This window comes from Paenibacillus sp. Paensp38, from assembly GCF_059491915.1.
On the sequence record NZ_CP168516.1, the window covers coordinates 1,180,872 to 1,205,313 of the forward strand.

23 protein-coding genes are annotated in these 24,442 nt (G+C 45.0%); 19 read left to right on the plus strand and 4 right to left on the minus strand.

Annotated elements, in window-relative coordinates:
* Positions 1-105 precede the first annotated feature (105 nt).
* The 3 genes from ACEN8J_RS05345 (at position 106) to ACEN8J_RS05355 (ending at position 2,659) form a co-directional block, all read left to right on the plus strand.
* Positions 106-1,113 carry a tripartite tricarboxylate transporter substrate binding protein gene (locus ACEN8J_RS05345; protein ID WP_495594322.1) on the plus strand — a complete coding sequence of 336 codons (1,008 nt, stop codon included), beginning with the start codon at positions 106-108 and terminating at the stop codon, positions 1,111-1,113.
* 48 nt (positions 1,114-1,161) lie between these two features.
* Complete coding sequence (gene kdgT, locus ACEN8J_RS05350; protein ID WP_495594323.1) at positions 1,162-2,163, plus strand: 2-keto-3-deoxygluconate transporter; 1,002 nt, start codon at positions 1,162-1,164, stop codon at positions 2,161-2,163.
* A 142-nt stretch (positions 2,164-2,305) separates the two neighbouring features.
* Entirely contained in the window at positions 2,306-2,659 is a 354-nt protein-coding gene (locus ACEN8J_RS05355) for a hypothetical protein (RefSeq protein ID WP_029515421.1), read from the plus strand.
* 81 nt (positions 2,660-2,740) lie between these two features.
* On the opposite strand, the gene ACEN8J_RS05360 is transcribed toward ACEN8J_RS05355, so the two are convergent.
* Together ACEN8J_RS05360 and fdhF are read right to left on the minus strand one after the other, a co-directional pair.
* Entirely contained in the window at positions 2,741-3,223 is a 483-nt protein-coding gene (locus ACEN8J_RS05360; RefSeq protein WP_039274499.1) for a helical membrane plugin domain-containing protein, read from the minus strand.
* A gap of 12 nt (positions 3,224-3,235) precedes the next feature.
* Positions 3,236-6,178, minus strand: a complete 2,943-nt coding sequence (fdhF, locus tag ACEN8J_RS05365; RefSeq protein ID WP_495594324.1) for a formate dehydrogenase subunit alpha — start codon at positions 6,176-6,178, stop codon at positions 3,236-3,238.
* Positions 6,179-6,818: 640 nt separating this feature from the next.
* Between fdhF and moaA the strand changes: the two genes are divergently transcribed.
* The 8 genes from moaA to ACEN8J_RS05405 all read left to right on the plus strand — a co-directional run bounded on the left by moaA (position 6,819) and on the right by ACEN8J_RS05405 (position 14,499).
* Positions 6,819-7,832 (plus strand): GTP 3',8-cyclase MoaA, encoded by a 1,014-nt coding sequence (gene moaA, locus ACEN8J_RS05370; protein WP_049816885.1) that lies wholly within the window; start codon positions 6,819-6,821, stop codon positions 7,830-7,832.
* 40 nt (positions 7,833-7,872) lie between these two features.
* Positions 7,873-8,685: a formate dehydrogenase accessory sulfurtransferase FdhD gene (fdhD, locus tag ACEN8J_RS05375; protein ID WP_318627371.1), complete on the plus strand. Its 813-nt coding sequence runs from the start codon at positions 7,873-7,875 to the stop codon at positions 8,683-8,685.
* A 133-nt stretch (positions 8,686-8,818) separates the two neighbouring features.
* The gene (locus ACEN8J_RS05380; RefSeq protein WP_340885999.1) at positions 8,819-9,067 is read left to right on the plus strand and encodes a MoaD/ThiS family protein; all 249 of its coding nucleotides are present in this window, start codon (positions 8,819-8,821) and stop codon (positions 9,065-9,067) included.
* 178 nt (positions 9,068-9,245) lie between these two features.
* A complete protein-coding gene (locus ACEN8J_RS05385; RefSeq protein ID WP_029515415.1) occupies positions 9,246-9,977 on the plus strand; it encodes a molybdenum cofactor biosynthesis protein in 732 nt (243 codons plus the stop codon).
* A gap of 64 nt (positions 9,978-10,041) precedes the next feature.
* Complete coding sequence (locus ACEN8J_RS05390) at positions 10,042-11,115, plus strand: thiazole biosynthesis adenylyltransferase ThiF (protein WP_029515414.1); 1,074 nt, start codon at positions 10,042-10,044, stop codon at positions 11,113-11,115.
* An 89-nt stretch (positions 11,116-11,204) separates the two neighbouring features.
* The gene (modA, locus tag ACEN8J_RS05395; RefSeq protein WP_039274513.1) at positions 11,205-12,026 is read left to right on the plus strand and encodes a molybdate ABC transporter substrate-binding protein; all 822 of its coding nucleotides are present in this window, start codon (positions 11,205-11,207) and stop codon (positions 12,024-12,026) included.
* A 27-nt stretch (positions 12,027-12,053) separates the two neighbouring features.
* Complete coding sequence (modB, locus tag ACEN8J_RS05400; protein ID WP_069010423.1) at positions 12,054-12,719, plus strand: molybdate ABC transporter permease subunit; 666 nt, start codon at positions 12,054-12,056, stop codon at positions 12,717-12,719.
* 244 nt (positions 12,720-12,963) lie between these two features.
* On the plus strand, positions 12,964-14,499 hold the full coding sequence (locus ACEN8J_RS05405; RefSeq protein ID WP_495594325.1) for a right-handed parallel beta-helix repeat-containing protein: 1,536 nt from the start codon (positions 12,964-12,966) through the stop codon (positions 14,497-14,499).
* A gap of 235 nt (positions 14,500-14,734) precedes the next feature.
* Here ACEN8J_RS05405 and ACEN8J_RS05410 read toward each other — a convergent pair whose 3' ends face one another.
* Positions 14,735-16,045, minus strand: coding sequence for an amidohydrolase family protein (locus tag ACEN8J_RS05410; RefSeq protein ID WP_029515410.1), 1,311 nt, complete (start codon positions 16,043-16,045; stop codon positions 14,735-14,737).
* Between the two features lie 156 nt (positions 16,046-16,201).
* Between ACEN8J_RS05410 and ACEN8J_RS05415 the strand changes: the two genes are divergently transcribed.
* The 5 genes from ACEN8J_RS05415 to ACEN8J_RS05435 all read left to right on the plus strand — a co-directional run bounded on the left by ACEN8J_RS05415 (position 16,202) and on the right by ACEN8J_RS05435 (position 19,383).
* The gene (locus ACEN8J_RS05415; protein WP_029515409.1) at positions 16,202-16,630 is read left to right on the plus strand and encodes a MarR family winged helix-turn-helix transcriptional regulator; all 429 of its coding nucleotides are present in this window, start codon (positions 16,202-16,204) and stop codon (positions 16,628-16,630) included.
* 117 nt (positions 16,631-16,747) lie between these two features.
* Positions 16,748-17,095 carry a Na-translocating system protein MpsC family protein gene (locus tag ACEN8J_RS05420; RefSeq protein ID WP_013311231.1) on the plus strand — a complete coding sequence of 116 codons (348 nt, stop codon included), beginning with the start codon at positions 16,748-16,750 and terminating at the stop codon, positions 17,093-17,095.
* Between the two features lie 254 nt (positions 17,096-17,349).
* Positions 17,350-18,087 (plus strand): tRNA(His) guanylyltransferase Thg1 family protein, encoded by a 738-nt coding sequence (locus ACEN8J_RS05425; protein WP_025718215.1) that lies wholly within the window; start codon positions 17,350-17,352, stop codon positions 18,085-18,087.
* Between the two features lie 2 nt (positions 18,088-18,089).
* Positions 18,090-18,542: an AAA family ATPase gene (locus tag ACEN8J_RS05430; RefSeq protein ID WP_029515407.1), complete on the plus strand. Its 453-nt coding sequence runs from the start codon at positions 18,090-18,092 to the stop codon at positions 18,540-18,542.
* A gap of 10 nt (positions 18,543-18,552) precedes the next feature.
* Positions 18,553-19,383, plus strand: coding sequence for a hypothetical protein (locus ACEN8J_RS05435; protein ID WP_029515406.1), 831 nt, complete (start codon positions 18,553-18,555; stop codon positions 19,381-19,383).
* 57 nt (positions 19,384-19,440) lie between these two features.
* Here ACEN8J_RS05435 and ACEN8J_RS05440 read toward each other — a convergent pair whose 3' ends face one another.
* The gene (locus ACEN8J_RS05440) at positions 19,441-19,932 is read right to left on the minus strand and encodes a hypothetical protein (protein ID WP_495594326.1); all 492 of its coding nucleotides are present in this window, start codon (positions 19,930-19,932) and stop codon (positions 19,441-19,443) included.
* A gap of 172 nt (positions 19,933-20,104) precedes the next feature.
* Here ACEN8J_RS05440 and ACEN8J_RS05445 point away from each other — a divergent pair, with 172 nt between their 5' ends.
* The 3 genes from ACEN8J_RS05445 (at position 20,105) to ACEN8J_RS05455 (ending at position 24,420) form a co-directional block, all read left to right on the plus strand.
* Positions 20,105-21,586: a hypothetical protein gene (locus ACEN8J_RS05445; protein ID WP_029515404.1), complete on the plus strand. Its 1,482-nt coding sequence runs from the start codon at positions 20,105-20,107 to the stop codon at positions 21,584-21,586.
* A 273-nt stretch (positions 21,587-21,859) separates the two neighbouring features.
* Positions 21,860-23,329, plus strand: a complete 1,470-nt coding sequence (locus tag ACEN8J_RS05450) for a transthyretin-like family protein (RefSeq protein ID WP_029515403.1) — start codon at positions 21,860-21,862, stop codon at positions 23,327-23,329.
* A gap of 212 nt (positions 23,330-23,541) precedes the next feature.
* Positions 23,542-24,420 (plus strand): hypothetical protein, encoded by an 879-nt coding sequence (locus ACEN8J_RS05455; protein WP_029515402.1) that lies wholly within the window; start codon positions 23,542-23,544, stop codon positions 24,418-24,420.
* Positions 24,421-24,442: the final 22 nt, after the last annotated feature.

A 24,442-nucleotide genomic window follows, 5' to 3' on the forward strand; every position in this document is an offset into this window, starting at 1 on the left:
GCGGTACATTGACTTCATGTAAACGCAAACAACAAGACCGAAAACGTTGGAGGTGAAAACGGGCGCATGACGGGCCCAGTTCATTTTTGGAGAAGAGGAAACGTAATGAAGAAAAAGCCATGGCAAAAATATGTGCTGGTTGCGGCGGGAGTAGCTATGCTTTCTGCCTTGAGTATCAGTGAATATGTGGATCACCGCACCTTGCAGGATCACAGCCGTATATTTCCTACGAAGCCAATAACCCTCGTCGTTCCCTATGCAGCCGGAGGCGGTACGGATATTACCGCGAGAGCGTTGGCGAAAGCCGCCGAAAAGCATCTCGGTCAGCCGATCATCGTCGTCAATCGAACGGGAGGAGGCGGTTCTGTCGGGCTGATGGAAGGGGCTGAGGCGCAGGCGGACGGTTATACCGTAACGTATCTGGTCGCTGAGCTGACTACGTTGCCTTATCTGGGACTGCTACCGCTCACCTATGAGCGATTTAAGCCGCTGCTTCAAACCAATATGGACCCTTCTGCCATTACGGTCCGGGCGGATGCACCATGGAAGACAGCGGAGGCATTTCTGGAGGATGCTGAGGCCCATCCCGGCAAACTCAAAATGGGGAATGCAGGCACAGGGAGCATATGGCACCTTGCTGCCGCAATGCTGGAACAGAAAAGTGGAGTCCGCTTTACCCATATCCCTTATGAGGGAGCAGGCCCAGCCGTCTCCGCTTTAATGAGCGGATTTGTGGATGCTGTACCCGTCAGTCCCGCAGAAGTGAAGAAATACGTGGACGAAGGGAAACTTCGCATACTGGCGATCCAGTCAGACACTATTTCGGAAGCGTTTCCAAAAGTGCCGACACTACAGCAAGCCACTGGGCTGCGTGTACATTTTATCGGCACTTGGAGAGGGCTGGCTGTGCCTAAGGATACACCGGATGCAGTTGCTCAAACGCTAACGGATGCACTGATCAAGGGAACGAAAGACGAGGAATTCAGGGAGGAAATGCGTAAGCATGGGTTGGGATTGCGTGTCCAGGATGCAGACGCATTCGCGCGACAACTGAAGGAGAGTCATGATACCTTCGCGAGACTGATTCCCGAGCTCGGTTTGAGCCGCAAGTGACACGGCCTTGTTTTTGCATTGGCAAAAACGAAAGGGTTGAACGAAGTTATGAAAATCAAACAAAACATTGATAAAATTCCAGGGGGCATTATGCTGGTGCCGCTGTTTATTGGCGCGCTTTTTCATACATTTACTCCATGGGCAGGCGACTATTTTGGATCTTTTACCAAGGGGCTGATGACAGGTACGGTACCCATTTTAGCAGTGTGGTTTTTTTGTATGGGGGCTTCTATAGATGTGCGAGCGACGGGTACTGTATTGCGTAAATCAGGAACGCTCGTATTGACTAAAATCGCGGTCGCGTGGGTAGTGGCGATCATTGCATCCAGATTGCTGCCTGTTGGGGGTGTAGAAAGTGGGCTATTTGCAGGTTTGTCGGTGCTGGCGCTGATCTCGGCTATGGATATGACGAACGGCGGGTTATACGCCTCCATTATGCAGCAGTATGGCTCCAAGGAAGAGGCGGGAGCATTTGTACTGATGTCACTGGAATCGGGTCCATTAGTGACCATGATTATTTTGGGTAGCACCGGACTGGCCGTTTTCGAACCGCAGACATTTGTGGGGGCGGTATTACCATTTTTGATCGGCTTTATGTTGGGCAATCTGGATCATGATTTCCGAAAGTATTTTGGGAACGCAACGCAAGCCTTAATTCCATTTTTCGGTTTTGCACTTGGTTGTTCCATTGACTTGAGTGTCATTGTCCAGACAGGTATGCTCGGTATTTTATTGGGTATTTTTGTAATTATCGTTACAGGTATTCCACTAATTTTGGCGGACAAATATATCGGTGGTGGCAACGGTACAGCAGGAATCGCAGCTTCCAGTACAGCAGGTGCAGCAGTAGCGAACCCAGTCATTGTCGCCAATATCAAGCCTGAGTTCCTGCCTGTTGCGCAATCTGCAACGGCCTTAGTTGCCGCTTCAGTCATTGTGACCTCGATTTTGGTACCTATTCTGACGGCATACTGGGCCAATTATATGAAGCGTAAGGAGAAATCCCGAGGAGCAGGGCCTGTAAATCCAGGGACGAATGTACCTAAATAAAGTTTGGATGATGATGGCTCAACTTATTATGGATCTTTCCATTACCCGGGAAATGCTTTTGCAGGTATACCTTCAATCCTAACATCACAAAACTTGTCCTAAAACGCTTCTGCAAACATACATATGTAAGCAGAGGAGCGTGATGGGATTGGAAAACAAAGTGCGTCGCTACTATCAGTTAAAGCAAAAGCAAAAAGAAATTGAAGGTGAACTGACTGATTTGCGTAATGACATTACCGCTCATTGTGCGCAGCAGGAAGTGTCAGATTGGGAAATTGGCAACTATCGGGTCAAGATTGTGCAGCAGCACCGTAAGGAATACGATCATACAAAGCTGTATGATTCACTGCCTGATCCGCAGCTATGGCGCTTGTTTTCCAAGCCGGATACGTCGAAGATTGCCAGTTTGCTTAAGCTCAAGGTCATCGCAGAGGAGCAAATAAAAGATGCTGTTTCTCTTAAAACGGTGACGCTATTGCAAGTGGATAAAAAATAAATAAAAAGAGCTGCCCCCGTTTTCGGAGCCAGCTCTTTTTATTGTCATTGTTACTAGTCTTCAACCCTCACGCTCTATAAGTTATTTATCTGACAAACTTTTTCCCACTCCTTTGAGAAAATGAATGCCAAATCCCATTGCACGGTTTACATCTGGATCATTCATCGCCTTCATAAGATCGCGCAGACGAGTCTTTTTATTCTGTTTTAGATGTTCATTGGCTTCGTTCAGGCCATTAGTAACGCTGTTTGTCAGCTTTTTCATCAGCTCGGGGTCTACCTCAGACAGCATTCCGGCTGCTCCCATGAGATTATTGATGATGTTCGTCACAGGCTTACGCGTCGCTTGTCCTACAGCGATTTTGGCGATGCTTTCTTTAGCCTTTAGCATAGACTGGGCTGCTTCGAGAAGACCACTATCGTGCAGCTCACGTACGATTTCAAGTGTCTTCTGCAGTGCCGCTCCATTGTCCGCCAGATCAGCAGTAAGCTGATCCAGCGATTGTTTTTGGCGTTCTTCTTCTGTCAAAATGCGTTTTCTCACAATTGAAATAGGCTTAGCCACGGTTCGACCTCCTTATTTTTGATCTACCAAATCAACATAACCGGGACGATTCCACTTACGGTCCACTTCAACCCCATTTTGCGGGTGACGCTTTTTGTAACGCGGATTAATACGTGGGAGTGGATTTTGACCATCTACCTCCAAAATTTGCATCCGTACTTTGGCTTGTTTATAGGCCGGTGTACGGGTGACCACATCGAACGCTCCACCAGTTAACAGATTGACAGCACCATCATGGCTGGTAGAGTGCATCGGCACATAAATTTCAGTTCCCTGCACCCGGTCTGTAACCAGAACGCGTAGCTTGACCGCACCATAAGGGGATTCCAATCGAACCAGCGATCCGTCTGTGACTCCGCGCTCCTTAGCCAATTCAGGTGACACTTCCACAAATACTTTTGGAAGTTTGAGCTGAATACCCGCTGATTTGGTCGTCATATTTCCTTCATGAAACTGTTCGAGCAGTCGACCATTATTCAAGGTCAGATCGAATTCAACAGGGTACTCTTTTGGTGGTACATATTCGAAAAGTCCCAAACGCGCTTTTTTATCTGGAAAGTTAAAGCCGTTGGTGTGCAGCAGCGGTGTATTGCTACCATCCGGCGATCCCCAGTGGAAGCTGTTCCAGCCTTCCAATACGTCATAATTACATTGGGAGAAAAATGGAGTGAGCGACGCCATTTCCTCAAAAATTTCACTTGGATGGCTGTAATCCCAATCAAATCCCATATGCTTGGCAAATTGGCTGAAAATCCACCAATCCGGTTTACTGTCTCCCATAGGGCGGAGTGCTTCGTATAAACGCTGGACACGACGTTCGGTGTTCGTAAAGGTTCCGTCTTTTTCAAGTGAAGGTACGGCTGGCAAAATAACGTCAGCGAATTCAGCTGTCTTGCTCAGAAATACATCTTGAACGACAAGGAAATCCAAATTCGCCAGCATTTCTTGGGTATGGTTGGAGTCGGCATCCACCCATGCCATCTCTTCTCCAGCGATATACATCGCTTTAAGCTTACCTGTTTCAATGGCTTCTAGCATCTGAATGTTGTCCAGTCCGCGCTGACCTGGGATTTGTACACCGTAGGCCGCTTCAAACTTGGCACGAATGTCATCGTTCGTCACGGGCTGATAGCCCGGGAAAATATCCGGCATCGTACCCATATCGGCAGCACCCTGAACATTGTTATGTCCGCGAAGCGGATATGCGCCTGCACCCGGACGCATAAAGTTTCCAGTCACCAGCAGCAGATTGGCAATCGCAATCGAAGTGTAAGAGCCTGCGATGTTTTGCGTCACACCCATGCCCCAGCAAATGGCAGTGCCGTCGGCTTCGTGAATCATAGTCGCTACCTGAATCAGTGTCTCTTTGGAAATACCAGTTTCCTGTTCGGCAAAGTCCAGGGTGAATCGCTCTAGCAATTTCAAATATTCAGGATAGAAGTTTACATGCTCTTCAATGAATTTTGCATCATGCCAGTTTTGCTCAATGATGTATTTGGCTACAGCGGATAACCATACATAATCAGTACCTTGCTTCGGACGAATGAACAGATCAGCGCGTTCTGCCATTTCATGCTTGCGCAGGTCGACCGAGATTAACTTTTGACCGTGCAGCTTATGCGCACGTTTGATACGCGTAGCCAGCACGGGATGACCTTCTCCCGGCGCGCAACCGACCAGCATGACCAAACCTGCTTTGGCAATATCTTTAATCGTACCACTGTCCCCACCGATGCCTCCGGTGTATTGCAACCCCCATGACGCAGGAGATTGGCAATACCGTGAGCAATTATCGACGTTATTCGTTTGGAAGACCTGACGAGCTAACTTCTGCATCAAATAGTTCTCTTCATTAGTAAATTTGGAAGAAGAAATAAAGCCGAGTGCTTCGCCACCATAGGTTTCTTTAATAGCTCCCATCTTGCTGGCCATCAGGCTCAGTGCTTCTTCCCAGGTTGCTTCCACAAATTCGTCACCTTGACGAATTAAAGGGGAGGTCAGACGCTGATCGCTGTTCACAAAATCCCAGCCAAATTTCCCTTTTACGCATGTCGAGATACCGTTAACAGGTCCCTCGGAGGTAGGTTGAACCTTCAAAATTTTGCGACCTTTGGTCCAAACCTCAAAGCTGCAACCTACACCGCAAAATGTACAGACGGTTTTCGTTTTTTTCGTACGGGTTTCACGCATTGCTGCTTCGGCTTCGGAAATAGCAAAAATCCCACTATAGCTCGGCTCTACTTCCTTTATTAAATCCACCATCGGATTTAATAAATCCTTGCTCATGCCACTCATGAAGCCTGCTTCTCCCAGCATAGATTTCTCCATCAAGGCATTACATGGGCAGACGGTTACACACTGACCACAGCTAACGCAGGAGGAATCGTTAATCGCAACCCTGTCATCCCATATGACGCGAGGACGTTCAGCCTCCCAGTCGAGGGACAGCGTTTCATTGACCTGAAGGTTTTGGCATACCTCTACGCATTGGCCGCATGCAATACATTGATTGGGGTCATATCGGTAGAAGGGATGAGACATATCTACTTCTGTTGGGTCCACTTTCGGTTGATATGGATATTTTTGATGTTCAATTTCCATAAGCTCTGCTGTATTATGCAAAGTACAATTACCGTTGTTGTTATCGCACACTGTGCAGTAAAGGAGATGATTTTCCAGCAATCGGTCCATAGCCTCGGTTTGAGCTGCTTTCGCGCGATCCGAATGTAAATGAATATTCATTCCATCCGAAGCCAGTGTCGAGCAGGAACGCATAAGTTTTCCGTCCACTTCCACGATACACGTGTCACAGGTGCGTATCGGATCGACTTCGGGAACGTAACACAGCTGGGGATGGGCGATGTTGTTTTCGTTAATCACTTCAAGAATCGTTGCGCTGCTCTTCGTTTTCAGTTCCTGTCCGTTTAATGTAATTTTGATCGAACTATCTGTCACGGTTCAGGCTCCTTTCAGATTTTAAATTTAAAAATTTGGAATAAAAAAACTCCACCATAAACACAAGTGCTCGTGTTCCAGCACTTGTGTTTATGGTGGAGTAGTGACCAAGCTCTAGGTCCTGGAGGCCAATCCGCCATTTGAATATGTATTAATAACAAACGGTACGCACCGTCTGTATATCAATAACTTCTGAATAACTTAGATATGTCATTTTCTGCATGTCACCTCGTGTAACTATAACGTAAAATTTAAGATAGTTCAACGGTACATTATTAATTTTTTAATTGATAATGATTATCGTTTGAGAAATCGAAAAATCATTGACAAACGTTCCAGGATTGCTAACAATAGGAATGTAATCTATTTCAGAGCAATCGTAAATGGAGTGTACGTGGGAATCGCGTATATTTTATTTGTCGCAGCGCTTGTTAGTTTGATTTTTCTATATCACATGATGTGGGATTCGTAAAATCCTGATGTAGATAAATTAACCGGCATTTAGCAGATTCTTCGATATTCATAAGCGAAGAAGTTGTTGTGATGCCGGTTTTTTGGTTCAGTATAAAATGAATGGAAATACCGTTCCAATTTAGAGTGTAAAGAGTTTTATTAATGAAGACGGATTGAGGTGAACAGGATGGCGAACCGGAGCGACGATCAATGGAATCGTCCGTTACGGGACTTAAGAATATCCGTCATAGACCGATGTAATTTTCGGTGCCGATATTGTATGCCGGAAGAAATATTTGGCCATGACTATCCGTTTTTGCCAAAAGAAAAAATATTGACCTTTGAAGAAATTACACGCCTTTCCCGTATTTTTGTCTCGCTGGGCGTTACAAAGCTGCGTATTACTGGTGGTGAGCCGTTGCTGAGGAAAAATTTGTCCTCGCTTATTCATTCGTTAACTCAACTCGATGGGGTTGAAGATATTGCAATGACGACAAACGGCGTATTTTTGCCTAAATATGCTGCAGCACTGCGAGAGGCGGGACTAAAGAGAGTGACGGTTAGTCTGGATTCGCTTGATGATGATCGGTTCCGCCAAATGAACGGGGGCAGAAGCAGCGTAAAGGCGGTGCTGGATGGTATTGAGGCTGCGGCTCAAGCAGGGATGCAGGTGAAAATAAATATGGTCGTGCAAAAGGGCTTTAACGATCAGGATATTGTTCCCATGGCCGACTATTTCCAAAAGAAAAAGCATATTTTGCGTTTTGTTGAGTTTATGGATGTAGGCAACACCAATGGCTGGAAATTGGATCAGGTCGTTTCCAAGCAGCAGATCATCCAAGCCATTCACGAGCATATGCCGTTAGAGCCTGTCCCACCCCAGTACAAAGGTGAGGTGGCGACGCGCTACAGGTATCAGGACAGAGACGGGGAAATCGGTATTATTTCGTCTGTTACGGACGCCTTCTGCTCTACCTGTACACGAGCGAGAATTTCTGCTGAAGGCTCCTTGTATACGTGCCTGTTTGCCTCTCAAGGGTACAAGCTTCGCGCGATGCTACGTTCCGAACAGTCCGATGACGAGATTAGAGCTTACATTGAGCGTGTTTGGAGAGAACGTACCGATCGCTATTCAGAGGAACGGCTGAATCATACACAGCAAGCAACGTCTAAAATTGAAATGTCACACATCGGCGGGTGAGCCGAAGAGCCAGCCTGTCAGAAACAAGGGAGTGGAGCACGTGGAAAAGCCAGCTGAGGTAAAACGTGAGATTCTACGTTATCATGACGGTCAGATCAAGCGTTTTGAAGACACGGTGGTGACGGAGCATCCGGTGACCATCAAAATCAATCAGCAGGAATTTGCTACCATGGTTTGTACACCGGAGTATGTGGAGGATATGGCGGTGGGTTTTTTGGCCTCTGAAGGCGTCATTCAGCGGTACGATGATATTGAAGATATTTGGGTTCAGGAACAAGAAGGCTTTGTTCATATTAAAACCCGTCGAATGAATGAGTTTTATCAGAATTTTCATTCCAAACGCTACATTACCTCCTGCTGCGGAAAAAGTAGACAGGGCTTTTATTTTATGAATGATGCCAAAGTGGCAAAAAGAATGAATGACACCCATGTTACGCTGTCTTTTGACGATTGTTTCCGCTTGATGAATTTAATGCAAAGCTCGGCACTTACGTTCCAAGAGACCGGTGGTGTTCATAATGCAGCGCTATGCGACAAAGACGGGATGATCCTGTCCAGAATAGATATCGGCCGACACAATGCGCTAGATAAAATCTATGGGTATTGCCTAAAACATGATATTGTATTACAAGACAAAATCATAGTATTCAGCGGACGCATTTCGTCTGAAATTTTGTTGAAGGTTGCGAAGATTGGCTGTGAAGTTGTTTTGTCCAAGTCAGCACCCACAGAGCTTGCACTTGAGTTGGCTGAGGATCTGGGGATTACGACCGTTGGCTTTATACGCAGTCGTTCTCTGAATGTATATACGCATACCGAACGGATTGATGAGCTGGTTGAATCTAAAATATAATGTAATAATCTTCAATGTACACCGTCATAGTTAACCAGCATGGAATAAAACCTTTCGAGGTATTCATTCATGTTGGTTTTTCTTGATACATAGGTGGTGGGCAGTCACTGTACTGAAAAGGAGGGTATGTTAAATGAACTATCATATTCAAGTATTTGCTGGACTTGCGGAACAGATGGGAGGGCCTATAATTATGGTGCCTACTGAGCAAAAAACGATGACCGTTGCCGCATTAAAAGACTTGCTATCCGAGCGTTTCCCTGAATCAGCAGCTCAGTTGCAGGGTTCTTTTGTTGCCAGAAATCAAGCCTACGCCGCTCCTGAGGACCTCGTGAGTATACATGATGAGATTGCGATTATTCCTCCGGTTTCAGGAGGGTAGATTTTATTTAATAGGAATCAATTTCATAACTCATTAAATTTTGATGGTTGTAACTAGATATAGACAAATCGAATCATTTTGATCTATATCTAGTTTTGATTAGAGCAGCTAAAGGTATTATGAAATTGATTCATAGGATAGGTGAATTCGATAGAATAGGTGCAAGGGGGCAGATCATATGCAATATCGTATTCAACTATTCGCAGATATGGCGGAGCAACTTGGTGATGTGATCACGGTAGAACTTTCACAGGAAGCGGTGACCATTGCAGACATTCGAAAAAGGCTGAATGAGCTGTACCCGGAAGTGGCTTCACAACTGCCAGGTTCTTTTTTTACCCATCATAAAAAGCTGGCTTCTCCAAATGAACTTGTGCTTCCATCAGATGCAATTGCTCTTCATCAGTCAGCATCCGGGATGGAGACGGTCGTTTCAAAATGTGGTTTATTTGCCATTACGTACGACCCGATTGATGCCGATGAAGTAACCTCAAAGGTACTCGACCCTTCTCATGGCGCCTCGCTGACCTTTAATGGTACGACTCGGGAATTTACGCAAGGTCAGCGAACGGTGTTGCTTGAATATGAGGCGTATGTCCCGATGGCCATGAACACGATGAAGCAGATTGGTGACGAAATTGCAGAACGTTGGCCTTCCACACGTACTGCGATTACACATCGGCTTGGCACGGTAAGAATTGGAGAGACGAGTGTGGTGATTGCTGTCTCAGCTGCACACCGCGATACTTGCTATGAAGCCAGCCGCCATGCCATTGAACGGTTAAAGCAAATCGTACCGATTTGGAAAAAGGAAGTGTGGGAGGACGGCTCAGAATGGAAGGGGCATCAGCTGGGTGGCTGGAACCCTCAAAGTACCCCAAAGCTTTCAAATAAGGGCGAGGACATCTAAGCTTTTAGCTTGTCTGATCAACTTGTAGCTATTCAATGGATAAGTATGGAGGCGTAAATCAACGATGTCAGAAATGGACAAGATCCAGAAAATAGAGGTTGCTGCACATGCGCATACGTCTCATGCCCGTTATTCTAGACAGGAATTATTCTCGAAAATTGGACCGACAGGCCAGCAAAATATCCGTAGTAAGCACGTGCTGATGGTGGGGGCCGGCGCACTGGGCACTGCCAATGCTGACATGCTGGTGCGAGCGGGCATCGGACGGCTGACGTTGGTAGACCGTGATTATGTAGACTGGAGTAATTTGCAGCGCCAACAGCTCTATGACGAAGCGGATGCCCGTAATCAGATCCCCAAGGCAGTGGCCGCGCAGAAGCGATTGCAGCAAACCAATTCGGACGTGGACATTCGTGCGCTAGTCCGGGACGTCTCGCTGGAGGAAATCGACGATATCGCAGCAGGGGTGGATCTCATCGTAGATGCCACTGACAATTTCGATACACGTTTGCTTATGAACGATTATGCGGTCAAGCACAGAATACCCTGGATTTACGGGGCATGTGTAGGTAGTTATGGGACAACCTTTACCATCGTGCCAGGGCAGACACCGTGCCTGCATTGCCTGCTCGGAACTGTACCGCTCGGCGGTGCAACCTGTGATACGGTCGGTGTGATTAGCCCGGCTGTACAGATGGTAGCGGCTTATCAAAGCGCCGAGGCATTGAAGCTGCTCACAGGGGACGATTCGGCTTTGCAAAATAAGCTGATTTCTTTCGATCTGTGGAACAATCAGCATCAGGCAATCCAAATCAGCGCCATGAAGAAAGCCGATTGTCCAACGTGTGGTGAGCACCCAGTGTATCCTTTTTTACAATCGGAGCATCAGGCTAAAACGGCTGTCTTGTGCGGACGAGATACGGTTCAAATCCGCCCGGCTTCGGGTGCTGTACGTGATCTGAATGAAGCGGCACGTTTGTTATCCCGTCAGGGGGGCAAAGTGGAGCATAATCCATACCTGGTATCCGTTGTTATCGGGACGCATCGAATCGTTCTTTTTCAGGATGGTCGCGTCTTAATTCATGGCACGAAGGACATCGCCGAGGCGAGATCAATTTATCACAAATATTTGGGTTGACCCAATAGATTCGACCCGTTATGAGATGTACAATGCTTCCTTATTTTCGCTATCTCATTTTGGAATTTATAGGATAGGGGAAGAACAAGTTGAAAAAGAAATTTGGGTACATATTCACGTTCGTTGGATTGTTGGCATGGGTTCTGGCTGGGTGTTCGTCTCCGGCTGCTGTACAGTCGGCACAGTCCGCACCCAAGACAGAACTAGTCGTTTCTGCCGCTGCGAGTCTTCAAGATAGTCTGAATACGCTCAAGGGCCAGTATGAGAAAAAGCACCCAGATATCAAACTTACCTTTAACTACGCTTCATCTGGTACATTACAAAAACAAATTGAGCAAGGCGCACCCGCTGACGTATTTATTTCGGCAGGCATGAAGCAAATGAAGGCATTAACCGATGCTTCATTGGTGGAAAAGGATAACGTGCTACTTCAAAATAAACTGGTTGTGGTTATTCCGCAAGATAAGGCGAAAAGCACAGATAACAAAAGCATTACGCTCAATGACTTGATGGGTCCTTCTTTCCTGAAAGTGGCTGTTGGGGAGCCTACTACCGTTCCCGCCGGACAATATTCTAAAGAATCGTTAACGAAGGCTGGGCTATGGGACAAGCTGGAACCTAAGATGGTATTCGCCAAGGACGTAAGACAGGTATTAAATTATGTTGAAACAGGCAACGCCGATGCAGGACTCGTCTATCTAACGGATGCCAAATCATCCGATAAAACGGTCATAGCACTGGAAGTGCCCGAGGAATTGCACGCACCCATCCTGTATCCTGAAGGCATTGTAAAAGCAACCAAACACAGCCAGGAAGCAGGAGAGTTTCTTGATTTTCTACGAACAGATGAAGCTATGAGTGTGTTCAGTAAAGATGGATTTTCAGCCCCTACAGAAATGACGGGAAAATAGAATTTACAGATAAAGGAGGGGGTCCCGTTGGATTGGTCAGCTTTTCTTCCTCCGGTTATCGTATCTGTTAAAGTCGCTGTCGTCGCCAGCATCATCGTCTTTTTATTAGCTACTGTGGTAGCGCGGATGATGGCGAACTGCACGTCGCGGAGGGGAACCAGCGTGATTGAGACCGTCCTACTTCTTCCGCTCGTTTTGCCTCCTACTGTTATCGGCTTTATTTTGCTCATCTTGCTGGGAAGGAAAAGCTGGATTGGCACTGCCTTCGAAAGCCTGTTCCAGCAGACGATTGTATTTACGTGGGGAGCTGCAGTGGTGGCGGCCGTAGTTGTTGCTTTTCCACTGGCTTACCGCACCATTAAAGCAGGTTTTGAAGCTGTAGACCCGGAGGTAGAGCAGGCTGCACGTGCGCAAGGTGCCAACGAATGGCAAGTGTTTCGCCACATTACGATGCCCCTTGCCTACCGACCCCTCATTTCAGGATACATTCTCGGATTTGCCCGAGGGTTAGGGGAATTTGGTGCTACGCTGATGCTTGCAGGTAATATTCCTGAACAGACTCAAACCCTGCCTACAGCGATTTACACCGCGTCCGAGGTCGGAAATATGACACTCTCTTGGAGCTGGGTAGCTGTCATCATTTTATTCTCTTTTATCATGTTGATGCTTTCTAATCGACTGGTAAAGGATTAGTCCGTTTGGAGTAAGAACATGCGCAGTCTGCCGACAGGGTAGCTGCGGCAACGTTAGCAGCTTTGATCACCAAGAAACCTTGCGATTACTAAAACGCAGGGTTTCTTGTTTCTTTCGACAGCAATTACGGTGACCTCCTGGTCCTTGGTATGGCGCATTAGGTTGCACTAATGGCCGATGCCAAAGAACAGATTTAGTGGAATTAGGGTACAATTTACAAGAAAAACAAAGGGGGATGAGGAACATGAAGAAATTCGGGCAAATGTTTCTGGTAGGTTTAGCCATGGTTTTCGGGCTTGGTCTGGTGGCCGGAAATGTGCAACCTCCCGTCGCTTCCGCGGCCGGTTCAGAATATTATGTGGCCACGAGCGGCAGCGACTCTAACGCCGGAACGAACGATGCGCCGTGGAAGACGTTGCAGCACGCGGCCGACGTGGCTCCTGCGGGCAGCACGGTTTACGTCCGGGGCGGCGTGTACAAGCAGAAAGTAAAGATCACCCGCTCTGGCTCCGCTTCACAGGGTCCCATTGTGTTCACCAACTATGGGACAGAGACCGCCATTATTGATGGCAGCGGACTTTCGGTCAGCGGGAACGAAGGGCTGATCGAACTGGCCGATGTCAATTACGTTACTGTTCGGGGGTTTGAAATCCGCAATTTTACCACTGCTTCCAAGAACGTGGTGCCTGTAGGTATTTATGTCCACGGTTCGGGCGGCTTCATTAATCTGTCCAACAATAAAATCCATGACATCAAAAACATGGTCACTCCGACCGGCAAAGATCGGCTGGGCCGGGATGCTCACGGTATCGCTGTTTACGGCACGAAAGCTCCGGCTTCGATTCACGATCTTACGATCAGCGGCAATGAGCTGTACAATCTCGTGCTGGGCTCCAGCGAATCGCTCGTTTTAAACGGCAACGTGGATGGCTTTGCGGTGACCGACAACCTCATTCACGATAATGACAACATCGGGATTGATTTGATCGGCTTTGAGAGCACCGCGCCGAATACGACTTACGATCAGGCGCGGAACGGGTTGGTGAAGGGAAATCGGGTGTATAATAATTCAGTTCAAAATAACCCATCTTACAAGAGCGATGACAACTCGGCCGGGGGCATTTATGTAGATGGGGGCAAGGACAGTATTATTGAGCAGAACTACAGCTACAACAACGATATCGGCGTCGAAATTGCCTCCGAGCACGCCGGTAAAGCCACCAGCAATATTACGGTCCGCAGCAACGTGATATATAACAACCGACTGACCGGCATTGCCATGGGCGGTTACAATGAGGAGCGTGGCTCCACGGTAAACTGCAAGATCGTGAACAATACACTATACAAGAACGATACGTTTGAAGATGGAAGCGGCCAGTTTTTGGTTCAATATGATACGCGAAACAACGTGATCCAAAACAATATTTTCGTGGCCAGCTCCACGGATATGCTGATCTCCAATGGATACACCAAAAATTCCGGCAATGTTGTGGATTATAATTTATATTTTGCTCCAAGCGGCAGCTCGGAAGCGAATTGGATCTGGAAAAATAAGGAGTATACGGGTTTCTCCGCGTACAAATCGGGGACCGGCAACGATACGCATTCTCTATTTGCCGATCCTAAATTCGTGAGTGCCGCGAACAGCGACTTCCATTTGCAGTCTTCGTCACCTGCGATCGATGCCGGGAACACGGACCTTGCCATCATTGGAACACTGGATATCGACGGGAAGCCAAGAGTACAGGGAGTCGCTGTGAACATCGGTGCCTACGAGTAAGCCGTATATTTTATGACAAACAGTGCAACCGAAACGATGTGAGGCCACTGCTTGTACGTTTTTACAATGTTCCTTGCAATTAAAACACCTTCAAAGTGAAACCCCATGTCGTAAGATATGGAGATAACCTTGGAGGTGTTTTTGCGTTGGCAACAAGATTAAGCTATCTTCGGAAAGTAAAAATGGAAGTCATATAAATGAGAGTAGAAAGTTGTTCCTGTTCGATAGGCTCCGATTAACATAGTTGTTGCACACCTTTGAACCATACGGATTTGATCGACAAAGTATCAGAGATGTTGGTTGTCGGATCACCGTTTACTAGTATAAGGTCAGCGAGCGAACCTTCGGCAATACAGCCGCGATCGTTAAGCCCAAAGCAACGGGCCGGTTTCGCGGTAGCCGACTGAAGCGCTTCTATGGGAGTAAATCCGGCCTCAACCAGCAATTGCATTTCATGATGAACGCTGGCTCCATGAGCAAGGCCGCCAAGATTGGGAACAGGAACGGGGGCGACATCCGTCCCGACCAGAATATCCACACCGGCACGGTGAAGATCCATCACATTTTTAAAGCTATTCTCCAAATTGCCTTGCGGGAAAGTATGGAAGCTTGATTTCAAAATATCGATCCATTCCGGACTTAATTTGGAATAAACACGTGAATCATTCGCCAATTCTGATGCCGGATTCCCCAGAATGGATGAGTTCAATACTAAGCATGGTATAACAAATGCGCCTGAATCCGCTATGGATTTCACCAACTCAGATGTGTACTCGGGCCTGTCGAGAAATAAGTGACCCAATCCGTCGACTCCAATATCGATGGCGGTTTGCGAAGAATGGGCCGTCAAGACGTGGGCTATGACTATTTTATCGAACTTATGGGCTTCTACCACGGCTGCTTTTAAAATCTCGTCGCTTAAAATAGGCAGTCCAGGGGCACCCAAGACCGTCCCTTCTTCAATCATGATTTTAATAAAGTCGGCGCCACTCTCCACTTGGGTATGCACATGTTTGATCGCTTCTTCCACTGTCGTCACTTGGGGCACTTTTTCGTGATCGTGAGCGTAAGCGGCTAGCATAGCTTCCCGGTCTTTCTTGGGTAACTTCTCCAATTCCTTTAATACGAACTCAGGAATTTCATCCTCATCCTGCAGTAATTCATCCGGATGACCACCTGGAGCGGTGATCGCTGTGCCGGCAGAACGGACTTCAGCGGCATCATTCACGTTTTTTAACTGGATCTTGCGCCCTCTTTCTGTAAAACTGCCGTTCATTTCGAGTTCTGTCGTGACGCCGAATTTTAAAGCATCTCTTAACCCACCGATTGAAGTGTGGACATGCGCATCAATCAGGCCGGGCAATAATGTCGCATTTTCCCCATCGATGATCGTTGCATGCGTCGGAAGGTCTCCGCCTACCGAAATAATAGTTTCCCCCTGGATGATAACATTTCTGGGCTCAATAACTTTTTCTCCATCGAAAATACGTACATTCGTAATCGCTGTAACTTTTTCTACCGTAGAGCTTTGAGTTACATTCTTCATGTCGTTCCTCCTTAGTGTTCAGCTTCAAACAATTAGAATTCTAACTATTAGTTATATAACTGTCAACAAACTGATTTTCATTTGACAAACAGTTTAGAGATTTATATAGTTTATTTACTGACAATTAGACTTCTAATAATTTGAGGAGATACGATGATGAAAACCCAAAAGGATACGGCTTTTCTGGATTTGTTTCAGGTTATCGGTCTTAAGCTAAAGAAAAGAGCGGACGAGAGCATAAAAGAGTTGGGATTAAATGCTCAACAAGGAAAAATGATTAGATATATCTACGAGAATCAAGAAAATAATTTAATTCAGAAGGATCTTGCCGATCGGTTTCATCTGCGCGGAGCCAGCATTACAAGCATACTTCAAGGTCTTGAGCAAAAAGGATTCATCGAGCGCAAAATCCCGGCCAATAATGAACGGCAAAAAAATATTTATGTTTTACCAAAAGCCATTGAATTGATTGAAACTTTTAGTGATTCTTTCCAAAAGGTGGAGGACGAAATTGTTCAGGCCCTGACCGAAGAGGAGAAGCGAATTTTAGAGGGAATGTTAAACAAAATTAATGAACGTCTATAATTGCGTAAAATCATGTTCCAAAAATCACTTTCGCTAGTCTCTGTTTTATATGATAGGAATCGGTTATGATGGAAATAGTAATAGGGATTTTAGTAGATTTTAGGAGAGCGGTGCGATATGAGAAGGGAAACGGGTTTTAACGAAATTATTCGAAAAGTACGTAAAGAGCTATTTGGGAAAGGCCCGGAGCGCATACATACAACCTTTGTAGATAATATGGCCATCACGATGCTATATGGAAATTTAACCCCATCCGAAAAGTTTCTGGCACAAGAAGAATCCGGGAAAGAGATGGTGCATGCAGCCCGAACCAAAATGGTTCAAAAAATATATCCCACACACTTCAATAAAGAACTGGAGGATTACATGGATTCCCGGCTGCTACACCTCTTTTCAGATATTAAAGTGGAGGAAGATATAGCTATATCCGTTTTTGTATTTGAAGATAATATTACTGCAAAATAAAAAAGAAAGCGGAACCGACATCGAATCCATATTGTTGGAGAGCTCGGCTACACCCTCGATTTAATTAACGATGTCCTAACCCAAGCGATCAGCAGAAAAAAGACGGCAAGAAGCTGATTAAACCTTTGCTGTTCTCGGTCCTCCTGCACATACGAGGAGGGGCTTTTCTTCAAGAAAAGCTTGGCTATCCGCACCCCATATCGCCCTGTACTGCGTACGTAAATCACGGATCATGAAAGGAACCTACATAGTTTATGAAAAAAAATGATTTTGGAAATAGGATGAAGGAATATGAAAATGCCTATAGATTAAGCCTACCACGCCGTTTACCAGTAATCATCAGAATTGATGGTGCGCATTTTCATACCTTTACGCGTGGGATGACGAAACCTTTTGATGAGAAACTAATTTTTGCATTATGGGAGACGTGTAAATATTTGGCCTATAACATTATGGGATGTAAATTGGTGTATCATCAGAGCGATGAAATCTCACTGCTTCTTACGAATGATGACAAATTAACGACGCAATCCTGGTTTGAAAATAATCTTCAAAAGATGGTGTCCATATCTGCCTCTCTGGCTACAGCCAAATTTAATGAGGAAATCCAAAAGGTTTACCCAGGTCAGCCTTTAGCCACTTTTGATGCGAGAGCTTGGGTTTTGCCTCAGGATGAGGTTACAAACTACTTCCTATGGAGACAACAAGATGCTACTAAAAACAGCATTTCTATGGTAGCTCAAGCCCATTTCAGGCATTCAGAACTAGAAGGATTGAACGGAAATCAGCTCCAAGACAAGCTTTTTGTGGAAAAAGGGCTAAACTGGAACGACCTTCCGGTCTGGCAAAAGCGGGGAATTTGCATTACCAAACAACAATACAACAAAGGCGAAGCCGTTAGAAGCAAGTGGGATGTTGATCATGAGACACCGATTTTTTCGCAGAATAGAGATTATATTAACCAATATGTATACTTGGACAAGGATGTGTAGATTTGGAGTGTGTTATTTTTATAGGAATTCAGGCTTCGGGCAAGTCGACTTTTTATAAAGAACAATTCTTCAAAACACATATGCGAATAAATCTGGATATGCTTAAAACACGAAATAGGGAAAATATTTACCTTCAGGCCTCTATCGAAACGATGCAGCGTTTTGTAGTGGACAATACCAATCCAACAGTCGAAGAACGAAAGAAATATATAGGTGCTTGTAAAAACAAGGGATTTAAAATCATTGGCTACTACTTTGAACCTGATTATGCAGAATCTATTAAGCGTAATGAGCAGCGCACAGGCAAAGAGTATATTCCTGAGATTGGTATTAAGAGTGTAATGAGTAAACTGGAGGTTCCGAGCTACGAAGAAGGATTTGATGAACTCTATAGCGTGATTTCCATTGAAGGAACGTTTCAGATTAGAAGGCTGCCGGAAAACCATACAATATAGGAGGACTACCATGAACATACCTGAGAGATTCATCAAACGTTTTCCAGCATACGAGGACGTATTTGCCAGCGATCTTGAACATCATCGCAAGCATTTTCTGCCGATTTGCTCGATAAATCTTCAGTTTTTATTCCCGGAGCAAGATGAGTGGCTGCATTTTGTTTCCGTAAAAGAAATCTACGAAGGCTGTGTGGGTGAAAATACTCAGGACTTTCATACCTCATATACCAAGCAAGATATGCTGGGATTCGATGTAATTGACGGCAAATACAAATTCGAAGCAGACTGGAATTATTTTAGTCTTCATCAGAAGGAGCAATTGGAAGCTACCTATGAAGCGCTGAAATCAACCGGGGATAAAGCGTACCTACGTATGAAGAGAGAAGTCATGGCGTTGGGCGGACTGGAACAGGTGTATATGGATAATGAACAAGACTACCAAGCTCGCAAAGCGTTTTTCCTGGAAAATAATAAAATTTATCCATATTCCTCCTTTGGAGAGGCCAAAAAGTCTGTTGAAGAACTTACCCGTGATTTTGAGGAAAAGCAATCCAGTGGTTGGGGGCTGAGTTACCCTGAAGTTAACGGAATTTTAGATGATATCGCTTTTCAGTCTGACAAGGCTCAAAGTTACATCAAGGAATATGATGAATCTCTGGAAGAGATGCTCCAGTTCGAGCAAACCAATCTGCTTCATGTGCCTAAGCGTCCCAATGGTGAGACTTTTACCTATATCGGTTCCATTACCGGGTATTATTTTCAAGCGTGTGGGGCGGATACCGTCTATTTATTTTACGACCAAGAATTAAGTAAAGCGGTAATTTGCTTCGAATATTCATAAGTGTGGATTTTGCAAAATCCTGAAGTGAAAAAACTCCCATAATGGGAGTTTTTTTGTTTATTTCTTATTCAAAGTCACATCATGCTCTTTAGCAAGTGTGTTAACCTGTTCACCAAAATCTCTGAATAGCTTTCTACCCTCGCTTAGCTTGGTGTTACTTTCATTAATTAAGTTCAGATCCCCTTTTTCCAACGCATCGAGCATCGTAATGAATGTTTCCTTTTGAGTGCTAACCGCCTTGATGTAGGTTTCGTGGACAGCTCGCACCTCAGGGGTTTCCGTCTTCACTGCTTCAACTTTATCAAGGTATTTGGTGTATTGTGGGATAATTTCGTCTCGTAACGTATTATATAGTGTTTCATCATCTGTGAAGTTATCACCGGTCACGGATCCATATTTTTCAGTTACTGTTTTTTCATCTTGTGCTAACGTAAGCATTCCATCATTCACATAGGTAATTAAATCTTTTTTAACCGGATCGGTAGAGCAGGCTGCCAAAATGGAGAAGCAACATAATACTAACATAAACACGCTAAGTTTTTTCATCATTAAGTTAATTAACCTAAACCCTATTCATACGGATTACAAATAAGAATATTTTAAGAATTATATTCCATTGAAACCAGAATTCCTTTATGACAGAAAAGGACATCCTAGAATTTCCCTGCATATATTTAGGAATAGCTGTATTTCTTTAATACATTTGAGAGGAGATTTCAGTATGATAAGGTTTAAAAAGGTGGTTTCAGTTACACTAAGCTCAATGCTCCTGCTATCATTCGGGATGACGGCGAATGCGAGTGCAAGCCCAGAGGTGAAGACGGATCAAGCGATTCAGGCAGTTTCCAATGTGCAGCTAACAACTGATAAGGGAAGTGTCATTGAACAATTAACACGCGCGGACAAGCCTGCCAGTATCACAAATTCGGTGTACACCATTACAGAAAATATTAACTTGGCGACACCACAGAAATCTGTATTGAAAAAGAAAGTTACCCCTTCGCTCAAAGCCAGCACAAAATCAGTATCAGCTAAAGCTGCAGCGACCGTAGCGACAGCGTCTACTGCTACATATTCCGGCACGATTACAGAAGAGGGAGGCACACAGTTTTTATATCCGATTTATTTGCAACCGGGTGAATTGTTACAGGCTCAGTTGGATAGTCCGTCTTCAGCCCAGCTAGACTATGACTTATATCTGTATGAGTTTGATATGGCGACAGGTGATATTAATTCCAATCCTATAGATGTTTCCAACTACGGGACTTATGTTAACAATTATGAGCAAGGAGCTGCTTCTCTTCCAGAAAACGTAGGAACTCGCAACTCAATCGGAGCCGAGAAGGCATACGCGCTTGCAGTTCATGCCAAGAAGGGGTCTAGCATTAATGATCTTTTTTATTTAACTGTAGCAGTAAGCTCCAACTATGATGCCTATGAGCCGGATGACAGTGCCTTTCATGCTTATAATTTTACGGTTAACGACAAAGGCTCCTCGATTAACTTCCGTACCATTCATTCCGCTATAGATAACGATTGGTATCAAGTTACAGTACCAGCCAGCCGTAATTATGATGCATTAAATGTGAAGCTGGACAGCACTTCGGAAAGCTATGGGTACAAAGCGGAAGTATATGCAGCTCTTGCTGGCAACCAAATGGTGCTTCTACCGCAAACCAATCATAATGTTACCTTAAGCACAGGGACCTACTATGTACGAGTGTACAGCACAAGTCAGTATTCAGCCGACCATTTGTATACACTAGCGATTAAACCGGTGCTTCGAGCTGGCAAAATTGAAATTACCGGCTATAACTCCAATGGCTATTATGATTATCCGACGTATTCTTACGGTCGTCATTATCGTATTAACGGAGGCAGCAGTCTGTTCGTGAACGGTGTTGTGAAAACAACAGATGGTCAAATGGTTCCCAATGCTCCTGTCACGGTCGTTTGGCTGGATAAGAACTGGAGCGAGAGTAGCGGTAACCGTACGAGAACGGCTTCTACGTACACCGATGATAGCGGTAAATTCAGTGTGACCCTTTCTCTTCCGCAATCGACAGGAAAAAATGTAGAATATATAAGTGAAATTGCTTCCACACACTATTTTGATCTTACAGGAGTAGCGGCTCAGGTCGATGGAACTTCGATTAGTGCGACGGACATTATTTATCTATTTGCTTACAGCTTGAGAAACTAAGAAATGCTTTAATGTCATTTCGATCATGAGAGAGTCGCTTTTTCTGAAGGGTTAGCCGAGGCTTTCCATTTCTGAAAGAGCGACTTTTCATGTTTATTTAGCAAGGATAAGAAAATAGTCTTGTTTTCATAGATTACAAATAGAAAATGTTTTGCATAATATATTCCAATAGAACCAAAGATGATTTATGATAGAGCCATGCAGCCTAGAAATCACCCTGGTTTATCCGGGGATAGCGGGAATTCCTTAAACCATTTGAGAGGGGATTTCAGTATGAAGAGGTTCAAAAAGGCTATTGCAGTGATGTTAAGCATGATGCTTCTGTTTGCTTTCGGAATGACTGCGAACGCGAGTGAAAGTAAGGAGGCTGCATCGGATCAAGCGATTAGGGCAGAGTCCAAGATTCAGCTAACAACTGAAAATGAAGACTTAATTAAGCGTTTAACGCGGGCAGACAAGCCAGACAGCGTTACGTCTTCGGTTTATGTCATGCAAGAAAATCTCAACTTCAAGACACCAGAGACAACCTCATTGAAAAGGGAATCCATGTCTTCGCTGAAAGAAAGCCCAATGGTTGCTTCAGCCACAGCTTCTTCTGCTACGTATTCCGGTACGATTACGCAAGAGGGAGGTACACAATTTTTATATCCGATCTATTTGCAGCCTGGTGAATTGTTGCAGGCCCAGTTGGATGGTCCATTTTCAGCCCAGCTTGACTATGATTTATACTTATATGAGTTTGATATGACGACAGGGGACATTAATCCTAATGCCATTGACGCATCCACCTATGGTACTTATTTTAACAATTATGAACAGGGGGCTGCCTCACTTCCTGAAAACGTAGGAACCCGCAACGCTTCTGGAAATGAAAAGGCATATGCGATTGCTGTCCATGCCAAAAAAGGTTCCAGTATCAATGATCCTTTCTATCTAACGGTCGATACAAGTTCCAGCTACGATGCATATGAACCAGATGAGAGTGCTTTCCATGCCTACAACTTTACCTTTAGTACGGGCGGTTCATCGCTTAATTCACGCTCCATTCATTCAGGCATTGATAATGACTGGTACCAAGTTACGATCCCAGCCAGCCGCAATTATGACGCTTTGAACGTCAAGCTTGACAGTGTTTCGGACGGTTATGGCTACAAAGCGGAAGTCTACGGAGTCCTTACCGGAAACCAAATGGTGCTTTTGCCGCAAACGAACCATAATGTTAGCTTAAATACAGGAACCTACTATGTGCGAGTGTACACAACCAATCAGTATTCACCCAATCATTTGTACACACTTACACTGAAGCCGGTGCTTCAGGCTGGCAAAATTGAAATTACCGGCTATGATTCTGCTAATGGCCCTAATGATTATCCGAACTACTCATATGGTCGTCATTATCGGGTTAATCAACGCAGTAACCTTACCGTGAATGGTGTAGTTAAGACAACTGATGGTTATCCAGTGGCAAATGCACCTGTTGATGTGACATGGTTGAATCAGAACTGGACTGAAGGCAGCGGGAATCGTACTCGTACAGGCACAGCTTATACGGACCAGAATGGAGCCTTTAGTGTGACTCTTTCCCTGCCATCTTCCACTGGAAGTATAGCGGAATACCTGTCTGGAGCCATCAGTTTTACACACTACTATGATCTATCAGGGGTAGCCGCTCAGGTGTCAGGTACTTCGATTATAGATACGGATATTGTATATCACTTTGCCTATAGTATTTATGGCGGTTGATAGATAGGTTATTAAGCTAACCCTAAGGTAACTTGTTGCTTGAGTATTTTATATTTGAATCAAAAGTAGTTTGCTTCAATATTTGTTCATTTTTGGGACAAAGCATATATTCATTCCATATATGCTTTGTCCGATATATATAGAAACAGGGTCACATTACACTATACATACGCCTTAGATTGCCTGTTACAAACATGACAGGAGGAAATAGGATGAATTTTGGGCCTCTTAGAGCACAGCAAGCGATTCTTAATGCGAGTAGCTTACGGATCAATCCGACAAGTAAGCAAGTTCCATCATCCCAGCTTCATGAAGAAAAGGTCTCGGGATTCGTAGTTCAAGACTCCGTGGAGATCAGTGAAGCCGGCAGACAGTTGGCCGAAGGAGCTATTGTATCACAGGCTGCCAAGTATTTCGGTACAACCCAAATCAATGATTCATTAAACCGGGTTTTGGAAGGTCAATCAGAAGAAGTGTCTAATGCAGTGTACAGTATGATTGAATCTAATTTTATCGTCGACGGAACAGTAACCGATGAGAGTCAGCGAGCTGTGCTGCTGGAGATGGGAGTTACCCAATCCAAGTATATTGCCGATCATTACATGGAAGGCGACAAGGCCAAAGAATTTCTGGAAACCATGAACCAGATCGCTGGTATTGCTTTAACACGATCCACTGATCCAGAGACCGGAGATATTAGCTACACGACTCCAATGGATCGTCCGTCAGGTGCTCCTGAGGATTATGTCAAGCTGTCGGAAGTGATGAAGCAGGTCGATCCTCAAAAATATACGGCGTACATGAATGATATTAAAGGTGGAGGAAATGGGTTGAGCCAACTGTTAAATTTTGCGCAAAAGGTTCCTCAACATCCTGATTGGATTGAGAAATACAAGGAACGTATGGGACAGAATACAGAGTTGCTAAATAACACACCGTTAAACAATCGCTTTGACAAAGCGGATACGACATCAGCTTCTGCTTTTATGAACAGCATGCAAAATCTTCTTAAGGAATCTTCCGCTACTCAGGATTCTTACATGCAGAATATGCGAGGATTTTTTCGGAGCTTAGGCGTTCAAGTTCATTAACACCCTTAAATAATTTGTCAGT

What these genes read in the sequence shown, in the direction of transcription:
- ACEN8J_RS05345 (WP_495594322.1), top strand. Translation starts at nt 106, where the DNA reads ATGAAGAAAAAGCCATGGCAAAAATATGTGCTGGTTGCGGCGGGAGTA.
- kdgT (WP_495594323.1), top strand. Translation starts at nt 1,162, where the DNA reads ATGAAAATCAAACAAAACATTGATAAAATTCCAGGGGGCATTATGCTG.
- ACEN8J_RS05355 (WP_029515421.1), top strand. Translation starts at nt 2,306, where the DNA reads ATGGGATTGGAAAACAAAGTGCGTCGCTACTATCAGTTAAAGCAAAAG.
- moaA (WP_049816885.1), top strand. Translation starts at nt 6,819, where the DNA reads ATGGCGAACCGGAGCGACGATCAATGGAATCGTCCGTTACGGGACTTA.
- ACEN8J_RS05380 (WP_340885999.1), top strand. Translation starts at nt 8,819, where the DNA reads ATGAACTATCATATTCAAGTATTTGCTGGACTTGCGGAACAGATGGGA.
- ACEN8J_RS05385 (WP_029515415.1), top strand. Translation starts at nt 9,246, where the DNA reads ATGCAATATCGTATTCAACTATTCGCAGATATGGCGGAGCAACTTGGT.
- ACEN8J_RS05390 (WP_029515414.1), top strand. Translation starts at nt 10,042, where the DNA reads ATGTCAGAAATGGACAAGATCCAGAAAATAGAGGTTGCTGCACATGCG.
- ACEN8J_RS05405 (WP_495594325.1), top strand. Translation starts at nt 12,964, where the DNA reads ATGAAGAAATTCGGGCAAATGTTTCTGGTAGGTTTAGCCATGGTTTTC.
- ACEN8J_RS05410 (WP_029515410.1), bottom strand. Translation starts at nt 16,045, where the DNA reads ATGAAGAATGTAACTCAAAGCTCTACGGTAGAAAAAGTTACAGCGATT.
- ACEN8J_RS05415 (WP_029515409.1), top strand. Translation starts at nt 16,202, where the DNA reads ATGAAAACCCAAAAGGATACGGCTTTTCTGGATTTGTTTCAGGTTATC.
- ACEN8J_RS05420 (WP_013311231.1), top strand. Translation starts at nt 16,748, where the DNA reads ATGAGAAGGGAAACGGGTTTTAACGAAATTATTCGAAAAGTACGTAAA.
- ACEN8J_RS05425 (WP_025718215.1), top strand. Translation starts at nt 17,350, where the DNA reads ATGAAAAAAAATGATTTTGGAAATAGGATGAAGGAATATGAAAATGCC.
- ACEN8J_RS05435 (WP_029515406.1), top strand. Translation starts at nt 18,553, where the DNA reads ATGAACATACCTGAGAGATTCATCAAACGTTTTCCAGCATACGAGGAC.
- ACEN8J_RS05440 (WP_495594326.1), bottom strand. Translation starts at nt 19,932, where the DNA reads ATGATGAAAAAACTTAGCGTGTTTATGTTAGTATTATGTTGCTTCTCC.
- ACEN8J_RS05445 (WP_029515404.1), top strand. Translation starts at nt 20,105, where the DNA reads ATGATAAGGTTTAAAAAGGTGGTTTCAGTTACACTAAGCTCAATGCTC.
- ACEN8J_RS05450 (WP_029515403.1), top strand. Translation starts at nt 21,860, where the DNA reads ATGAAGAGGTTCAAAAAGGCTATTGCAGTGATGTTAAGCATGATGCTT.
- ACEN8J_RS05455 (WP_029515402.1), top strand. Translation starts at nt 23,542, where the DNA reads ATGAATTTTGGGCCTCTTAGAGCACAGCAAGCGATTCTTAATGCGAGT.